This window comes from Streptomyces sp. NPDC002463 (genome assembly GCF_042889835.1).
Lineage (GTDB): Bacteria > Actinomycetota > Actinomycetes > Streptomycetales > Streptomycetaceae > Streptomyces > Streptomyces nymphaeiformis.
The window spans coordinates 348,220-364,187 of the sequence record NZ_JBIARL010000006.1 but is presented as its reverse complement, the minus strand read 5'-3'; the positions used below and the strand labels follow the sequence as shown (position 1 = coordinate 364,187).

Sequence of the window (15,968 nt, the reverse complement as noted above, 5' to 3'; positions counted from 1 at the left end):
GTCATCGCGAGCACCATACGACGTTTCCGCGGGTGGGGCCACGCTCTTTTCCTCAGGGGGCGGTGCTCAGAGGCCACCCGTCCCGTCCAGTCCGTCGCGCGCCCGGCCGTACTGCTCGGGATGGTCCGCGGCGTCGGGCAGGGACAGGGCGGTCCGGAACTCCTCGTGGGCCTCGGCTCGACGGCCCGCCGCCGCGTAGGTGCTGCCGAGACGGATACGGATCTCCATCTCCAGCCAGGTACTGGTGTGTTCGGTGAGCGTGGACAGGGCCTCGTGGTGGGTCTCGACGGCGGCGCTCAGCCGCCCCTGTCCGTGCTCGGCGGCGGCCAGCTGGGACAGCGCCGCCGCACGCAGCGTCATGTCACCCGCCTGGTCGGCGAGTTCGACGGCCCGTCGCAGCAGCCGGGCGCTCTCCGCGGGGCGGCCGAGCGCGTGGTGGGCGCCGGCGACGAAGCACAGGGACTGGGCGATCGTCCTGGGCCGGCCGTTCTTCTCGGCCAGGGCGAGGGCGGCGCCGTACTGGTCGAGGGCCTCCTCGTGCCGTCCGCGCAGGGCGTGGATCGCGCCGAGGTTGCAGGTCGAGACCCCGGTCAGCCAGTCGTCGCCGAGCCCGGCGGCCAGCTCCAGGGCCCTGCTCAGCAGGCCGACGGCCTCCTCGACCCGGCCCAGCGGCCACAGCGCGACGCCCGTCCCCGCGATCGCGCGGGCCTCGTTCCGCGGGTCCCCCTGGTCGCGGGCGTGCCGCAGGGCCTCGGCGAACCAGGCGTGCGCCTGCCGGAACCGGCCCCGGTGGACGTCGACGATCCCCATGCACGCGCGCAGCGCCGAGGCGAGGCGCCGGTCGTCGGCCGAGTCCGCGCACGGCAGCGCGAGTTCAAGGGCCGCGCGGGCCTCGTGGTGCAGGCCTCGGCAGAGCTGGTGGTCCACCAGGGCCTCGGCGAGCAGGCAGGCGTGGTCGTACTCGCCCGAGGCGGCCGCGGAGGCCACCACGTCGAGCAGCTCTCCGCCCGCCGCGTCCAGCCACTCCGAGGCCTCCCGCCGGCCGCCGAAGGGAGACCCGGTGATGCCCGGCTCGGTCGGGAAGGTCTCCGGGCCCCAGTCGCCCGCCATCCGGCCGGCCGCCGTGTAGAGACGCAGGAGGGCCCGTCGGTCCGCGGCCGCCTCCTCGGGTGCGGCGGCGGCGAGCCGCCGTGCATGGGCCCGGACGAGATCGTGCAGCCTGTACCGGCCGGGATGCGGCTCCTGGAGCAGGCTCGCGTCGACCAGGTCCTCAAGGACCGCATCGGCCTCCGCACGGGGGCGGCCGAGGACGGCGGCCAGACCGAGCCCGTCGAAACGGACCGTCGGGACGACCCCCAACGCCCTGAACCCGCGCCTCAGTTCCGGTTCGAGGCGATCGTACGAGAGTCGGAAGGCGGCCTCCACGCTCCGGTCCTCCACCCGCAGCTCGCCGAGGCCCCGGAGGTCGTCGGACATCCGGCCGGCCAGGAACGCCAGGGTCCAGGACGGGCGGCTCTGCAGCCGGGCGCTCGCGATCCGCAGCGCGAGCGGGAGACCGGCGCACCGCCGCGCGAGCTCCAGGGAGGCCTCGGGCTCACGGTCCGCCCGGGACGCCCCGAGGAGCGTGCGGAGCAGGCCGACCGCGTCGTCGGTGTCCAGCGGTTCCACGGTGAGCCGCGCATCGGCGTCGAGGCCGGGCAGACGCTGCCGGCCCGCCACCAGGACGCGGCTGCCGGGCCCCGCGGGCAGCAGCGGACGGACCTGCTCGGCGCTCCGGGCCCCGTCCACGACCAGCAGCAGCCGCAGCCCGCTCGTGGCCGCGCGCCAGGCCGTGACGAGGTCGGTCAACTCGTCCGCCTCTGTGGGCGGTTCCTCGTCGCCGCCGCCCCGCACCGTGCGGAGCAGCCTGCGCAGGGCCCGGTGCGGGCCGGCGGCGCCGTAGGCCTCCAGGTCCACGAACAGGCACCCGTCGGGATGGTCGCCGGCGAGCGTCCAGGCGGCGCGCACGACGAGAGCGGTCTTGCCGACCCCCGCCGTCCCGTCCACGGTCATCACGGACACCGCTCCGGGGTGGACGGGACCGGTGAGGACGGCGAGTTCCGCCTCGCGCCCGACCAGGCAGGCGGTGTCGCCGGGGAGTTCGTTGTGTCGGGGGAGAGGGACGCCGGCACCGGGGCGAACGAGTCCGTCGCCCTCGCCGGCCCGCACGGGTCCGCCGGTGTGGCCGGCCCCGCTCGCGAGCACCGCCTCGTCGTCGTCACCGGCCCCGCCGGGGTGCCCCGGCCCGTCACCCGCGTCGCCGCCCTCACGTCCCCGGCGTTCGGGCTCCGCCGCCCGCACCGCCCCCCGGCCGAGCAGCAGAGCGTCGTCCCGGCGCAGGACGGCCTGGTGGACGCGGCGGAGGTCCTCGCCGGGTTCCACACCCAGTTCGTCGAGGAGCCGGTCGCGGGTCTCGTGGTAGACGGCGAGCGCCTCGGCCTGCCGGCCGCTGCCGTAGAGCGCGCGCATCCGGAGCGCGGCGAGGGGTTCGTCGTACGGCAGGGCCAGCGGCGCCGCCATGAGGCCGTCGAGGGCCTCCGGGTGGCGTCCGAGCAGGACGAGGCACTCCGCGTGCTCCTGGTGCAGGGCCCGGCGCAGCCGGGTGAGCCGCTGCCGCTCGGTGTCGGCGAGGGGCCCCGGCAGGCCGGGCAGGGGCTCGCCGTGCAGCAGCGCGAGGGCCCGGCCGCCCGCGTCGAGGGCGGTGGCGAGGTCGCCCGAGGCCTTCGCCCGCCGGGCGCGGGCCGCCTGCTCGGCGAGCTCGGCGAGGTCGGTGCGGGTGCCGGCGGGCTCGAAGCGGTAGCCGCCGCGACCGCCGTCGATCACCGACCGGCCGGGGCCGGCGTCCGGCGCGTCCAGTGCCCTGCGGAGCGCGTACACGTAGCTGGGCAGGACGCGGTGGCCCGTGCCGGGCGGTTCGGCGCCCCAGACGTCGTCGAGGAGCTGCCGGTAGGTGACGAAGCCCGGTGCGCGCAGGACCAGGGCGGCGAGCACCGCCTGCCGCCGGACCGGGCCGAGGACGACCGGGACGTCGCCGCGCAGGGCCCGGACGGGCCCGAGCAGGTCGATCCGCAAGGGCCCGCCCCGGCCCGCCGGCTCTCCACTCACGTCCCCGCCCCCACGTCCCCGTACGTCCGGTGCCCGCACCGCTGCCCATGACCTTCGCTTCAGCAGCATTTCATCGGCCTTGCAGCGGGCCGCGCCAGGGTGGCCGCGTCGGGCCGGCTGCCGCCGTGGGGGCGGCAGCCGGCCCGCGTCGTCGCACAGTGGAGGAGACACCGTCATGTCACAGGCCGGCAGCCCGCCCGGCGCGCGGCCTACCCGCCGCGCGGGCCGATGGGAGAGCTACCGCGTGACGCACCCGTTCTCCGCGCGGGACCAGGCGGGTCTGTGGGGTGCGATCGTGGGCACCGTCGGCCTCGCCGTCCTGCTGGGCTGGGCGCTCGACATGAAGGGCGGCGTCGTCCTCGTCGCGGCGGTCCCCTTCATCGTCTCCTGGTACGAGAACCGGCGTACGGCCTTCCGGTTCGACGCGGCAGGCGTCCGGTTCGGCACCGTGCCGCTGCCGTGGAGCGACGTCGCCCAGCTCGTGGTGGCCACACCGGACGGCGGCGCGCACGCTCTGATCGGCGCGCGGCTGCGTCCCAGTGTCTCCGTCCCGGCGGGCGCGGACCTCCCGGCGCCCGACCCGGCCATGCCCGCGCCGGTGCATGTCGCCGTCCTCCGTGACACGTTCGACCTGCGGAGGATGGTGGACAAGTCGCGCAGGTACGCGCCCTCGCACCTCCGGATCGTCGTCGCGGACCCGTCCGGCGAACGCGTCGCCTCCTAGGCCACCGTGAACGACAGCCGTGACGACCGTGGTTCGGGTGATCCCGCGCGGGACCCCGACCGCCCCAACTATGGTACTGACGTGGACCAGTTGATCACCGAAGACCCGACCCGCATCGGCCCGTACCGTCTCATCGCCCGCCTGGGCGCCGGCGGGATGGGACTGGTGTACCTCGGCCGGTCCGAGGCCGGCCGGACGGTCGCCGTGAAGGTGGTGCAGGCCGAGCACGCGCAGCACCCCGAGTTCCGCCGGCGCTTCGCGCGCGAGGTGGAGGCCGCCCGGCGGGTGGGCGGGGAGTGGACGGCGGCCGTGCTCGACGCCGACACCGAGGCGCCGGTGCCGTGGGTGGCGACGCAGTACATCCCCGGGCCCGACCTCACGACCGTCGTCGCGAAGGACTTCGGCCCGCTGCCCGAGCACTCGGTCCGCGTCCTCGCCAACCGGCTCGCCGTGGCGCTGCAGTCCGTTCACGCGGCGGGACTGATCCACCGTGACCTGAAGCCGTCCAACGTCCTCGTGACCGTGGACGGGCCGCGCGTGATCGACTTCGGCATCGCGCGGGCCATGGACGGCCTCGGCGGGGACAGCCTGCACACCCGCACGGGCATGCTGATCGGCTCTCCCGGCTTCATGTCGCCCGAGCAGGTGCGCGGCCTCGAACTGACCCCGGCCAGCGACGTGTTCTGCCTGGGTGCGGTCCTCGTGTACGCCTCCACCGGCCGACTCCTCTTCGGTGCCGCCGACACCGGGCTGAGCGCGCACCTCTTCCGGATCGCGGAGGACGAGCCGGACCTGACGGGCGTGCCGGACTCGCTGATCGATCTCGTACGGGCCTGTCTGCACAAGGACCCCGCCCGGCGGCCGACACCCGCGGACGTGGCGGCGCGCACGGCGGCGGACCTCTCCGAGGAGTGGCTGCCGGGGGCCGTACTCGCTCAACTCGGGCGTCACGCGGCCCGGTTGCTGGACTTCGCGCCCGAGACGCGGGCCACACCGCAGGATCCGAGGATCCCGGCCCAGTACGCCGCCGGTCCCCAGCCGTTCCCTCCGCCCCCGGCGTACACCCCGACGGCGCCGGTGGGCCAGGGCCCGGTGCCTCCGGGCTTCGGACCGGCCCTCGGCACCGTGCCCGGCGCCTGGGGGGTGCCCACCGCCCCGGCCGGCCCGTCGGGCCCGTCGCCCCGGCGGTGGTGGGGCCTGGTCGCTGCCGTCCTCGCGCAGTTCCTGGTCGTCGTCGGGGCGATGAGCACGAACGTCGCGCTGCCCATCATCCAGGCCGACCTGCAACTCTCGTTCGACGACCTCCAGCTGATGTCGTTCTCCTACGTCATCGCCTTCGGTGCCCTGTTGCTGCTCGGCGGACACCTCGCCGATCTCCTGGGCCGCAAACGGATGGTGATCATCGGCCTTGCGGGCTTCGCCGTGGTCTCCGCGGTCGGTGGAGCCGCCCCGGCGGCCGGTGTGCTCATCGCGGCGCACGGCCTCCAGGGCGTGTTCGCCGCGCTGCTCTCCTCGGCCGCGCTCTCCCTGGTGGCCGGCGGCTTCACCGACCCCAAGGCGCGCGGCACGGCCTTCGGGATCTACGCCGTGTTCGCTGGCGGCGGCCTGGCCTTCGGCGGGTTCGTGGGCAGCTGGCTGGCCTACTACGTGAGCTGGCGCTGGAGCCTGTACGCCGCGGTCCCGCTCGCCCTGATGGCCGTGGTCCCCGCCGCCCTGGTCGAGGACGACCGGTCGGCCCGTGCCCCCGCCCGCCCCGACGTACCGGGCCTCCTGCTCGGCACCGGCGCACTGGCCGCCCTCGTCTTCGGCTTCCACCAAGTCGAGGAGCCCGACGGCTTCTTCGGCCCGGCCGGTGGCGGCTGGTCCTCACCCCTGGCCGTGCTGCTCCTGCTCACCGGCGCCGCCCTCCTGGCGACCTTCGCGTGGCGGCAGACCCGGACGAGCAGCCCCCTGGTCCGTCCCGGGCTCTTCCGGGACCGTGACCGCGTGGGCTCCCTCCTCGCGCTCCTGCTCGCCGGCGTGGGCACGCCCACCCTGTTCCTGACCCTGTCCCTCTACCTCCAGAACGACCTCGACTACACCCCGTACGACCTGGGCCTGGCCCTGCTCCCCCTGGGCGGCGCCGTCCTCGTCGCCACCCAGGTCGCCGGCCACCTCCAGGGCCGGGTCGCGCCCCGGCTCCTCGCCGTCCCGGGCCTCGTCCTCGCCGCCGCCGGCATGGGACTCCTGGCTGGCCTGGAGCTCGACGGCTCGTACGCCTCCGTCGTCCTGCCCGGCACCGTCCTCCTCGGCCTGGGTATCGGCACGGCCCTCGGGCCCCTGCTGGCCACCGCGACCGGAACGAGCGGCTTCCAGGGCTCCGGCGGCACGGCCGCGACCGTGCTCGCGGCCCAGGGCTTCGGCGGCTGGCTGGCCTTCCCGCTCCTCGTGGGCATCGCGCCCCTGGGCGGCTACGCCGCCGTCCTCTGGACCGTCGCCGGATTCCTGCTCCTCGCGAGCCTCCTGGTGGGTCTGATGGTCAGGACGAGCGCCCCGTAGCGGGACCGCTGAGGGTGAGGCCGCCGTCGGCGAGGTCGTACGCCGCGACCTCGCCGAGTCAGCGGCCCGGTCCCGGGAGGAACTTCGCCGACTTCTCCGCGAGGACGCCGGCGAGGAACTCGGCGGCGTCCTCCGGCCGCATCCGGGCCAGCGTGACCATGCCCGTGATCACCGCGTCGGCGACCTCCTCCTGGACGTCCTCCCAGCTGTGGCTGCGGCCCTTCCGGGGGTTCGTCGCCCGGACGCCGATGACGGCCTGCGCGGCCTCGCCGACCTCCTCGGAGAGCTTGAGGACCTGAAGGGTCCACTGCTCCTCCGACGGCAACCCGCGCTCGGAGTCCAGGCGCGTGAACAGCGCGGCGAGCGAACCGATCGTGTCCCACGGGGTGTTGTCCTTCATGAGCCCTCACGTACCCCGAAGGACGGCTCCTCACCGGGCCACGACGGCGAGGCGCCGGGAGCCGCCCGCTCAGCCGCCGCGGCGGATCTTCGCCGCCCGGCGTGCCTCGGCCGTCTTGCGGGCCTCGGCGGCGCGCCGGGACTCGTTCTTCGCGCGTCCCGGACGTCCCGGGACGGTGCCGATGCCGCGGAAGGCCGCGCCTCCGCGCTTGACGCCCTCCTGGCTCGGCGCGTTGCCGGCGACCGGCACGCCCGAGGGCTTGCGGGCGCCGGTGATACGGGTCAGCTCGGCCTCGCCGGAGCGGACCCTGGTGACGCGGGGCCTGATGCCCGCCTCCGCCATGAGGCGGGCCACGTCCTGGCGTTCGTCCGGCGTGACCAGCGTGACGACGACGCCCGACTCGCCGGCGCGCGCCGTGCGGCCGCCGCGGTGCAGGTAGTCCTTGCCGTCGGCGGGCGGGTCGACGTTCACGACGAGGTCGAGCTCGTCGACGTGGATGCCGCGCGCCGCCACGTCCGTGGCGACCAGCACGTTGACCTCGCCGGTCCTGAACCGGTCCAGGGTCCGGGTCCGCAGCGGCTGCGACTTGCCGCCGTGCAGCGCCGCGGCCCGTACGCCACTGCCGAGGAGGTGCTTGGTGAAGCGGTCCACGGAGGCCTTCGTGTGCAGGAACATGATCACGCGTCCGTCGCGGGCGGCGATCTCCGTGGCGGTGGCGAACTTGTCCGGCCCGTGCACGTGCAGCACGTGGTGCTCCATCGTGGACACGGCGGCGGCCGGGGGGTCGACGGAGTGCTCGGCCGGGTCCTGGAGGTAGCGCTCGACCAGCGCGTCGACGTCACGGTCGAGCGTGGCCGAGAACAGCATCCGCTGGCCGCCCTGCGGCACCAGGTCGAGGAGCTCCGTGACCTGGGGCAGGAAGCCCATGTCGGCCATCCGGTCGGCCTCGTCGAGGACGGTGACGGCCACCCGGTCGAGACGGCAGTCCTTGCGCTCGACGAGGTCCATGAGCCGGCCCGGGGTGGCGATCAGGACCTCGGACCCGTCGCGCAGCGCCGTCGCCTGCCGTCCGATCGACATGCCGCCGACCACCGTCGCCAGGCGCAGCCTCAGGACCTCGGCGTACGGGGCGAGGGCGTCGGTGACCTGCTGGGCCAGCTCGCGGGTGGGGACCAGGACCAGGGCGAGCGGCCTGCGCGCCTCGGCCCGGCGCCCGGCGGTGCGCGCGAGGAGCGGCAGGCCGAACGCGAGCGTCTTGCCGGATCCGGTCTGCCCGCGGCCGAGGACGTCGCGGCCCGCGAGGGCGTCCGGCAGGGTCGCGGCCTGGATCGGGAAGGGCGTCTCGACACCCTGGCGGGTGAGCTCCGCGAGCAGCGCGGCGGGCAGGTCGAATCCGGCGAAGGTCACGGCCTCGGCGGCGGCGTCCTTGGGGGGCGTGGTGGTCATGCGGCACCTGGTCCGTGGAGAAGTCTGGGAAAAGCGACGGGCCGGTGTCCCCACCACAAGGGTGGGGACACCGGCCGCGTCGGACGTGTCAACGTCAGGCGGGGAGGATGTTCTCCGCCTGCGGGCCCTTCTGGCCCTGCGTGACGTCGAAGGTCACCTTCTGGCCTTCCTGGAGCTCACGGAAGCCGGAGGTGGCGATGTTGGAGTAGTGGGCGAACACGTCCGGGCCGCCACCCTCCTGCTCGATGAAGCCGAAGCCCTTTTCCGAGTTGAACCACTTGACGGTGCCGTTGGCCATGACATATCTCCTTCGGGGCGTAGCCCTGGAAGTCGCACTGTGCGACTCCCGGCGTCGCCGTGATGATTGCCCCGTCCGGAAAACTGCACCGAAAACACATCAAGTGCCTGACGATGTCGAATCGCCGAAGGCACTTGTAAGTTCAATGGGAACCACGACTGCAACTGAGGTCGACTGTAGCACGGCATCGGCGGCCATGCATGAAAAATGTCCGATTCTCCCGATTCTCGTGTCGGGCCGTCAGGACGAACATGACCGTGATGAGCAGCGCCCAGGCGCCGAACTTCGCCAGGGAGACCGGCCGCCAGCCGTCCAGCTGGTCCGGATAGCTCCAGGCGCCGACGTAGGTGGCGGCGTTCTCGGCGACCCAGAGGAAGAAGCCGATCAGGACGAAGGAGAGGGCCAGCGGCATCCGCAGGTCGCTCTCGCCGACCCGGAAGCGCACCCAGGTCCCCGCCGTCGCGGCGAGCAGCAGCGCGGCGAGCGCCCAGCGGGCGTCGGGCAGCCAGTGGTGGCTGAGGAAGTTCAGGTACACCGCCGCGGCGAGGACCGCCGTGATCCGGGGCCGGTAGCCGGTGAGCCGCAGGTCGAACAGGTGCCAGGCCCGGCAGATGTAGCTGCCGACCGCCGCGTACAGGAATCCGCCGTACAGCGGCACGCCGCCGATCTTCGTCAGGGCGTCCTCCGGGTAGCTCCACGAGCCCATCCGCACCTTGACCAGCTCGAAGAGGAGGCCGATGGCATGGCATCCGGCGATCACGGCGACGTCCCGGCCGGTGTCCCAGCCGAGCCGCCACGACAGGACCGTGAGCCCGACGCCGTACAGGAGCAGCAGGTCGTAGCGGGCGACCGGCAGGTCGGGCAGGAGGGTCGAGGCGGCGATGCCGCCGACGAGCGCGACCGCGAAGGCGCAGCAGCGCGCCTCCAGGACCGCGAAGCGCAGCAGCTGGCGTATCCCGTGGGTGAGCGTGTCCATGGCGGAAGGGACGCCGGCGGGCCGTGAGCGGTTCGCGGGCGGTGCCCACCGCGAACGGCGGAGCGCCGCGTCCCCGGACGGAAACGGCGGAGCGCCGCACTCCCCGTCCGGGAAGTGCGGCGCTCCGCCGTGCTGTCGCTGCTCGCGGGAGGATCAGACCGCCGGAACCGGGAAGGTCGGGTACTCCACGCCGGAGACGTGCTGGACGACCCGGATGACCTGGCACGAGTAGCCGAACTCGTTGTCGTACCACAGGTACAGGATCGCGTTGTCGCCGTCGACCTTGGTCGCACCGGCGTCGACGATGGACGCGTGGCGCGAGCCGACGAAGTCCATCGAGACGGCGTCGGGGGCCGTGGTGAAGTCGATCTGGCGCTTCAGCGGCGAGTGCAGCGAGACGTCGCGGAGGTACTCGAGGACCTCGTCGCGGGTGGTCTCGCGGCCCAGGCGCAGGCTCAGGATGGCGATCGAGACGTCCGGGACGGGGACGCGGATCGAGCTGCCGGTGATCGGCGCCTTCAGGTCGGGCAGTGCCTTGGCCACGGCGGAGGCGGCACCCGTCTCCGTGATGACCATGTTGAGCGGCGCGGAACGGCCGCGGCGGTCGGCCTTGTGGTAGTTGTCGAGCAGGTTCTGGTCGTTCGTGAACGAGTGGACCGTCTCGACGTGACCGCGCAGCACGCCGTACTCGTCGTCCATGGCCTTCAGCGGCGGGACGATGGCGTTGGTGGTGCAGGAGGCGCAGGACAGGACGCGCTCGTCCGGCTTGATCGTGTCGTGGTTGACGCCGTGCACGATGTTCGGCACGTCACCCTTGCCGGGCGCGGTCAGGACGACCTTGTCGATGCCGGGGCGCAGGTGCTTGGAGAGGCCCTCGCGGTCGCGCCACTTGCCGGTGTTGTCGATCAGGATGGCGTCGTTGATGCCGTACGCCGTGTAGTCGACCTCGGAGGGGTCGTTGGCGTAGATCACCTTGATCGTGTTGCCGTTGGCGACGATGGTGCTGTTCGCCTCGTCGACCGTGATCGTGCCCTGGAACTGGCCGTGGATGGAGTCGCGGCGCAGCAGCGAGGCGCGCTTCACGAGGTCCTGCTCGCCACCGCCGCGGACGACGATCGCGCGCAGGCGCAGACCGTTGCCCGAACCGGCCTTCTCGATGAGGAGGCGGGCGACGAGGCGGCCGATGCGGCCGAAGCCGTAGAGGACGACGTCGCGTCCGTCACGGCGCTCGATCTTGTTCTCACCGGTGGCGCCGGCGACGGCCTGGGCGGTGAACTCCGCCACCGACAGACCGCGGTCGTCGGTCTTGTAGTCCGCGGCCAGCACACCGATGTCGATCTGGCAGGGGCCCAGGTCGAGGGTGGTGAGCGTCTCGAGGAACGGCAGGGTCTCGGTGACCGAGAGCTCCTCGCCGTCGATCTGCCGGGCGAAGCGGTGGGTCTTGAGGATGCTGACCACCGACTTGTTCACCAGGGAGCGGCTGTGGACCAGGACGGTGACGTCCTGCTCCCGGTGCAGCTTCCCGATGATCGGGATCATCGACTCCGCGATCTCCTCGCGGTTCTTCCAACTGGTGAACGAGTCGTCATTGACAGTCACAAGATTATCTTTCGAGCTAGGCGGCGCTCATATGGTAACCCGCGGCCGGTTTGATCAATCAAGGGGTCCCGAACCGTACGATGGGACACGTCGGGATCCGCCGTAGGCGGGCGGGCCCGCCTACCTTGAGCGGGGGCATGGTGGTGAAGTTCGGGCTGCTCGGACCACTCGTCGTCCACGACGGGACGGAACTGCGGCCGGTGACCGGCCCCAAGGTCCGCGTCCTCCTCGCCGCACTGCTGCTCCGGGCCAATCGCACGGTGTCCCGGGACACCCTCAAGGAAGCCCTCTGGGGCGCCTCGGTCCCCGCCAGCGCCGACGCCTCCCTCGCCAACCACCTCACCCGGCTCCGCCGCGTCCTCGCCGCCGCCGACGGCGGGACCGAGGAGCGGCTGCGCACGGTCGCCCCCGGCTACCAGCTGACCGTCCACGAGGGCGAACTCGACGCCGACGTCTTCGAGGCCCGGGTCCTGGCCGTCCAGCAGGCGCACCGGCGGGGCGACTGGGAGGCGGTCCGCCGGGAGACCGGCCTCGCCAGGACCCTGTGGCGCGGCACCCCCCTCGCGGACCTCGCCCCCTTCTCGGACACCGAGGCGCCCGCGCTCCGCGTCCACCAGCTCGCGGAGGCGCGCCTCCAGGTCCTCGAATGGAGCTTCGACGCCGAGCTCGGCCTCGGCCACCACCACGAGGCCGTCGCCCCGCTCACCGCCCTGGCGGGGGAGCACCCGCTGCGCGAGGGGTTCCACCGGCGCCTCATGCTCGCCCTGCACCGCTCCGGCCGCCGGGCCGAGGCCTTCGCCGTCTTCCACCGGCTGCGCCGGGACCTGGTCGACGAACTCGGCACGGAACCCGGCGCAGCCGTCCACGAGGCCTACGCGGAGGTACTCGCCGGAGAACCCGCGCCGGGCCCCGCGCCCCGCGCCGCCTCGGTCCCCGCGCCCTTCCAACTCCCCTGCGAGGGCGAGGCCTTCACGGGCCGCGAGGCCGAGGCCGCGACCGTACGGGCGCTGCTCGGGGTGCCGCACGAGGCCCCGGGAGAGGCCGCGGGCGCCGACGCGGCACCCGGGAGCGGGCCCGCCCACGCGCGGGCCGTCGTGATCTCCGGCATGGGCGGCGTCGGGAAGACCGCGCTCGCGATGCACGTGGCCCACCGGGTGCGCGACGCCTTCCCCGACGGCGCCCTCTACGCCGACCTGCGCGGCTACTGCTCCGGCGGGGCGCGCACGGCCCACGAACTGCTCGCCCGGTTCCTGTCCGACCTGGGCGTCCACCAGGACGCCCTGCCCGAGGACACCGACGACCGAGCCACCCTCTTCCGCTCGGCGCTCGCCGAGCGCCGGGTGCTCCTGGTCCTCGACAACGCGCGGAACGCCGCCCACGTCGCGCCCCTGCTCCCGGCCGGCGGGCACAGCGCCGCCCTGATCACCAGCCGCCAGCTGCTCGCCGACCTGCCGCGCTCCGCGAAGGTCCCGCTGTCCCCGCTGCCCGAGTCCGACCAGCACGCGCTGCTCGCCAGACTCGCCGGCGCCGAGCGCGTACGGAGCGAGCCCGAGGCCCTGGCCGACATCATGGCCGCCTGCGGGGGCCTGCCGCTCGCCCTGCACATCGTCGGCGGCCGGCTGGCCTCCCGGCCCTCCTGGCCCCTCGCGCTCCTGGCGAAGCGGCTCACCCCTCACCAGGGCCGGCTCGACACCCTCGCCATGGGGCACTTCGACGTACGCCGCACCTTCGCCATGAGCTACGTGGCCATACGGGACAGCGAGCAGCCGCTGGAACGCGAGGCCGCGCGGGCCTTCCGGCTCCTCGGCCGGGTGTGGTCGGCCCACGCGGTCACCCCGCAGTCCGCCGCCGCGCTCCTCGACGTCACGGAGGCGCGGGCCGCCGCCGTCCTCGACGTCCTCGCCGACGCCCACCTCCTCCTCAACCCCGAGCCCGACCGCTACCAGCTGCACGACCTGCTCGGCGAGTACGCGGCGCAGCGGGACGACGAGGACACCGAGGAGGAGCGGACGGCAGCCCTGCTCCGGCTGCTCTCCTGGTACGTCGCGGCCCTCGCGGCCGCGACGGTGGCCGCCACCCGCGAGACGCAGTCCCCGCCGTTGCTCGGCGGGGACGCGGTGAAGAACATGTCGCTGCCCGAGTTCGCGGACGACGACGAGGCGATCCGGTGGACCGCGCGGGAACTGCCGGCCGTCCGGGACGCCCTCACCCGCGCCGGGGAGCTGGGCCGCTCCGACATCGCCTGGCGGCTCGCCGTGGGCCTCTTCGGCCACGCGAGCACGCACTGGTGGACGGGGGAGTGGGACGCCTGCCTGGAGCAGGCCATGGACATCGCCCGGAGGCACGACGACCGGCTCGGGCAGGCCTGGCTGCACCGGCGCACGGCCGTCGCCCACGGCATGGCCTACCGCAACGAGGCCTGCCTGGAGCACCTCCGGATCGCCCTGGACCTGTTCACCGAACGCGCGGACCTCGCCGCCCAGGCGTCGATCCTCGGCAACATGTCGGCGGTGTACCTGCAGATCGAGGACTCCGAGCAGGCGCTCGCCCACGCCGAGCGCTCCCGCGACCTCTACCGCGCCACCCGGAACACGAAGGGCGAGGCGCTGCTCCTCAGCCGGATCGCGGACGTCCACAAGATGCGCGGCGAACCGGATCGGGCGGCCGCGGACTACCGGCGGGTCATCGACCTGATCAGGGGGAGCGGCCACGGGGTCTTCCTCGCCACCGCCCTCACCAACTACGGCGACACGCTGCGCGTCCTCGGCGACCGCGACAAGGCCTTCGAGGTCCTCGCGGAGGCGCTCTCCATCCGGCTCCGGATGAACGACCAGGGAGGCACGGCCGACTGCCTCGTCTTCACGGCCCGGGCCCACCACCACTTCGGGGAGTGGGACGCGGCCCGCGAGACCTGGGAGTCGTGCCTGGAGCTCGCCCGCCGGCACAACCTCGGCATGCGGATCGACGAGTGCCTGGAAGGCCTGAAGGCCCTGGCGTCCCAGGTCCTGACGGAAGAGAAGCCCTGAGGTCCCGTCACCCGGCGCCCGTCCGGTGGATCACGACCGGGTCCGCGAGGGCCCGGGCGTCCCGCCGGACGCGCGGCGCTCCCGGACGCCCGCCAGGCGCGCTTCGAGTGCCGTCCGGCGCTCGGGCCACTCCTCGGCGATGACGGAGAAGACGGCGGTGTCCCGGAGGCGGCCCTCCTCGCCCGGGACCCAGGAGCCGGCGGAGTTGCGCAGGACGCCCTCGAAGCTCGCGCCGACGCTCGCGATCGCGGCCCGCGAGCGGGCGTTGCGGGCGTCGGTCGTGAGGTCGACGCGGGCCACGCCCCAGTTCTCGAAGGCGTGCCGGAAGAGCAGGTACTTGGCCTCGGTGTTCACCCCGGTGCCCTGGGCGGACGCCGCGAGCCAGGTGAAGCCGATCTCGATCGCGCACAGACCCTCCCCGGAGGGCCAGGGGCGCGGCTCCCAGAAGGAGGTCGCGCCGACGATCCGGCCCTTCACCCGGTCCACCTGGACGTACGGGGCGAGCCTGCCGTCGGCGGCGCGGCCGAGCTGGGTGTCGATGTACGCCCCGACCTGCTCCCGGCGCGGCACCCACGTGTAGCGGTACGAGTCGCGGTCCTCCTCCGCCGCCTCGGCGAGACCGTCGGCGTGGTGGTGTCCCAGCGGCTCCAGGCGTACGAACGCGCCCTCCAGAACCGGCCCTTCCAGCGTGAATCCCATGGCGTGCAGGGTCGCAGAGCAGGGGTCGGGCCCGCACCTCGATTCCTCACGGCGGTCAGCCGAAGGCAAGGGTCCGGAACACGTCCCTGACCCGCGCCAGCGGCCCGGGGTCCCGGGTCAGCCGGAGCCGGTTGGTGAGCAGGACGGCCCACCGGCCGTGCGCGGGCGACACCCACAGGGCCGTGCCGGTGAAGCCGAAGTGCGCCCAGACGTCCTCCGCCGGTTCCGTGCCCGGCGCCGGATGCCAGAACAGCCCGCGCGGCGGGACGAGCGGGCCCGTGTGGACGCGCAGCGACGCGGCGGTCCAGTCGGCGGAGAAGGCGCCCGGCTCCGGGAGGAGCAGATGGCGCAGGAAGCGGCCGACGTCGGCGGTGGTGGTGAAGACCCCCGCGATCCCGCAGGCCCCGCCGAGGAGCCGGGTCGAGAAGTCGTGGACGGTGCCCCGCAGCGGGGCACCGCTCTCCTCGTCGCGCTCGGTGGGCGCGCACCGCTCCCCGAGCTCGGCGGGCAGCGGCCCGTACCGGGTCTCCGTCATGCCGAGGGGCGTCCAGATCCGGTCCGCGGCGAGCCGGCGGAGCGGCTGCCGGGTGAGGTGCTCGGCGAGGTAGCCGAGGATCAGCGCCGCCCGGTCGGTGTACGCGACGGCCTCCCCTGGCCGGTGCCGCAGCGGTTCGGCGAGGACGCCGTCGCGGACGTCCTGCGGGTCGGAGCCGTACAGGTGCCGGAGGTTGGCGCGCAGCGGCAGGCCCGCGGTGTGGGTGAGGAGGTGGTGGGCGGTCGCCCCGGCGAGCGGCCGGCCCGCGGCCTCGGGCCAGTACGAGCCGAGCGGGGCGGTCAGGTCGAGCTTCCCGGCCTCGACGAGGGTGCCGGTGACCGCCCAGACCACGAGGATCTTGGTCAGGCTCGCCACGTCGAAGAGCGTGTCGGGGAGCGTCGGTTCACCCGGGCGCTCCGGGTCGAGCACCCCGACCGCCCCGGACGAGAGGGTCGTACGGGCGTCGCCCACGGCCCATGCGGCGCCCGGGTACGTGCCCGCGCGGGCGGCCTCGCCGAGGAGCCGCTCGAAGGGGTCGCTGCGATGGGCCAAGGCGTGCCTCCGACGGTCCGGGGAGGTTCGG

The 15,968-nt window shown here is 74.1% G+C and carries 11 protein-coding genes; 3 read left to right on the top strand and 8 right to left on the bottom strand.

Annotation, left to right across the window (positions count from 1 at the left end; all coding sequences use genetic code 11):
• Window positions 1-66: 66 nt before the first annotated feature.
• Window positions 67-3,144 (bottom strand): BTAD domain-containing putative transcriptional regulator, encoded by a 3,078-nt coding sequence (locus ACFYX3_RS15645; RefSeq protein WP_389013150.1) that lies wholly within the window; start codon window positions 3,142-3,144, stop codon window positions 67-69.
• A gap of 244 nt (window positions 3,145-3,388) precedes the next feature.
• On the opposite strand from ACFYX3_RS15645, the gene ACFYX3_RS15640 reads away from it, so the two are divergent.
• Window positions 3,389-3,868, top strand: a complete 480-nt coding sequence (locus ACFYX3_RS15640; RefSeq protein ID WP_389013147.1) for a hypothetical protein — start codon at window positions 3,389-3,391, stop codon at window positions 3,866-3,868.
• Window positions 3,869-3,949: 81 nt separating this feature from the next.
• Window positions 3,950-6,406, top strand: coding sequence for an MFS transporter (locus ACFYX3_RS15635; protein ID WP_389013145.1), 2,457 nt, complete (start codon window positions 3,950-3,952; stop codon window positions 6,404-6,406).
• A gap of 58 nt (window positions 6,407-6,464) precedes the next feature.
• Here the strand turns inward: ACFYX3_RS15635 and ACFYX3_RS15630 are convergent, their stop codons facing one another.
• The 5 genes from ACFYX3_RS15630 to ACFYX3_RS15610 all read right to left on the bottom strand — a co-directional run bounded on the left by ACFYX3_RS15630 (window position 6,465) and on the right by ACFYX3_RS15610 (window position 11,125).
• Complete coding sequence (locus tag ACFYX3_RS15630) at window positions 6,465-6,806, bottom strand: MazG-like family protein (RefSeq protein ID WP_389013142.1); 342 nt, start codon at window positions 6,804-6,806, stop codon at window positions 6,465-6,467.
• A 69-nt stretch (window positions 6,807-6,875) separates the two neighbouring features.
• Entirely contained in the window at window positions 6,876-8,252 is a 1,377-nt protein-coding gene (locus ACFYX3_RS15625) for a DEAD/DEAH box helicase (RefSeq protein ID WP_389013139.1), read from the bottom strand.
• 94 nt (window positions 8,253-8,346) lie between these two features.
• Complete coding sequence (locus ACFYX3_RS15620) at window positions 8,347-8,550, bottom strand: cold-shock protein (RefSeq protein ID WP_015031667.1); 204 nt, start codon at window positions 8,548-8,550, stop codon at window positions 8,347-8,349.
• Window positions 8,551-8,692: 142 nt separating this feature from the next.
• Window positions 8,693-9,526, bottom strand: a complete 834-nt coding sequence (locus ACFYX3_RS15615) for a DUF817 domain-containing protein (protein ID WP_389013135.1) — start codon at window positions 9,524-9,526, stop codon at window positions 8,693-8,695.
• Window positions 9,527-9,679: 153 nt separating this feature from the next.
• Window positions 9,680-11,125, bottom strand: a complete 1,446-nt coding sequence (locus ACFYX3_RS15610) for a glyceraldehyde-3-phosphate dehydrogenase (protein ID WP_376590955.1) — start codon at window positions 11,123-11,125, stop codon at window positions 9,680-9,682.
• Window positions 11,126-11,262: 137 nt separating this feature from the next.
• Here ACFYX3_RS15610 and ACFYX3_RS15605 point away from each other — a divergent pair, with 137 nt between their 5' ends.
• Window positions 11,263-14,151, top strand: a complete 2,889-nt coding sequence (locus ACFYX3_RS15605; RefSeq protein ID WP_389013131.1) for a BTAD domain-containing putative transcriptional regulator — start codon at window positions 11,263-11,265, stop codon at window positions 14,149-14,151.
• Window positions 14,152-14,181: 30 nt separating this feature from the next.
• Here ACFYX3_RS15605 and ACFYX3_RS15600 read toward each other — a convergent pair whose 3' ends face one another.
• Together ACFYX3_RS15600 and ACFYX3_RS15595 are read right to left on the bottom strand one after the other, a co-directional pair.
• Entirely contained in the window at window positions 14,182-14,850 is a 669-nt protein-coding gene (locus tag ACFYX3_RS15600; RefSeq protein ID WP_389013128.1) for a GNAT family N-acetyltransferase, read from the bottom strand.
• Between the two features lie 55 nt (window positions 14,851-14,905).
• Window positions 14,906-15,937, bottom strand: coding sequence for a serine hydrolase domain-containing protein (locus ACFYX3_RS15595; protein ID WP_389013125.1), 1,032 nt, complete (start codon window positions 15,935-15,937; stop codon window positions 14,906-14,908).
• Between the last annotated feature and the right edge of the window lie 31 nt (window positions 15,938-15,968).

What these genes read in the sequence shown, in the direction of transcription:
- ACFYX3_RS15630 (WP_389013142.1), bottom strand. Translation starts at nt 6,806, where the DNA reads ATGAAGGACAACACCCCGTGGGACACGATCGGTTCGCTCGCCGCGCTG.
- ACFYX3_RS15625 (WP_389013139.1), bottom strand. Translation starts at nt 8,252, where the DNA reads ATGACCACCACGCCCCCCAAGGACGCCGCCGCCGAGGCCGTGACCTTC.
- ACFYX3_RS15620 (WP_015031667.1), bottom strand. Translation starts at nt 8,550, where the DNA reads ATGGCCAACGGCACCGTCAAGTGGTTCAACTCGGAAAAGGGCTTCGGC.
- ACFYX3_RS15615 (WP_389013135.1), bottom strand. Translation starts at nt 9,526, where the DNA reads ATGGACACGCTCACCCACGGGATACGCCAGCTGCTGCGCTTCGCGGTC.
- ACFYX3_RS15605 (WP_389013131.1), top strand. Translation starts at nt 11,263, where the DNA reads ATGGTGGTGAAGTTCGGGCTGCTCGGACCACTCGTCGTCCACGACGGG.
- ACFYX3_RS15600 (WP_389013128.1), bottom strand. Translation starts at nt 14,850, where the DNA reads ATGGGATTCACGCTGGAAGGGCCGGTTCTGGAGGGCGCGTTCGTACGC.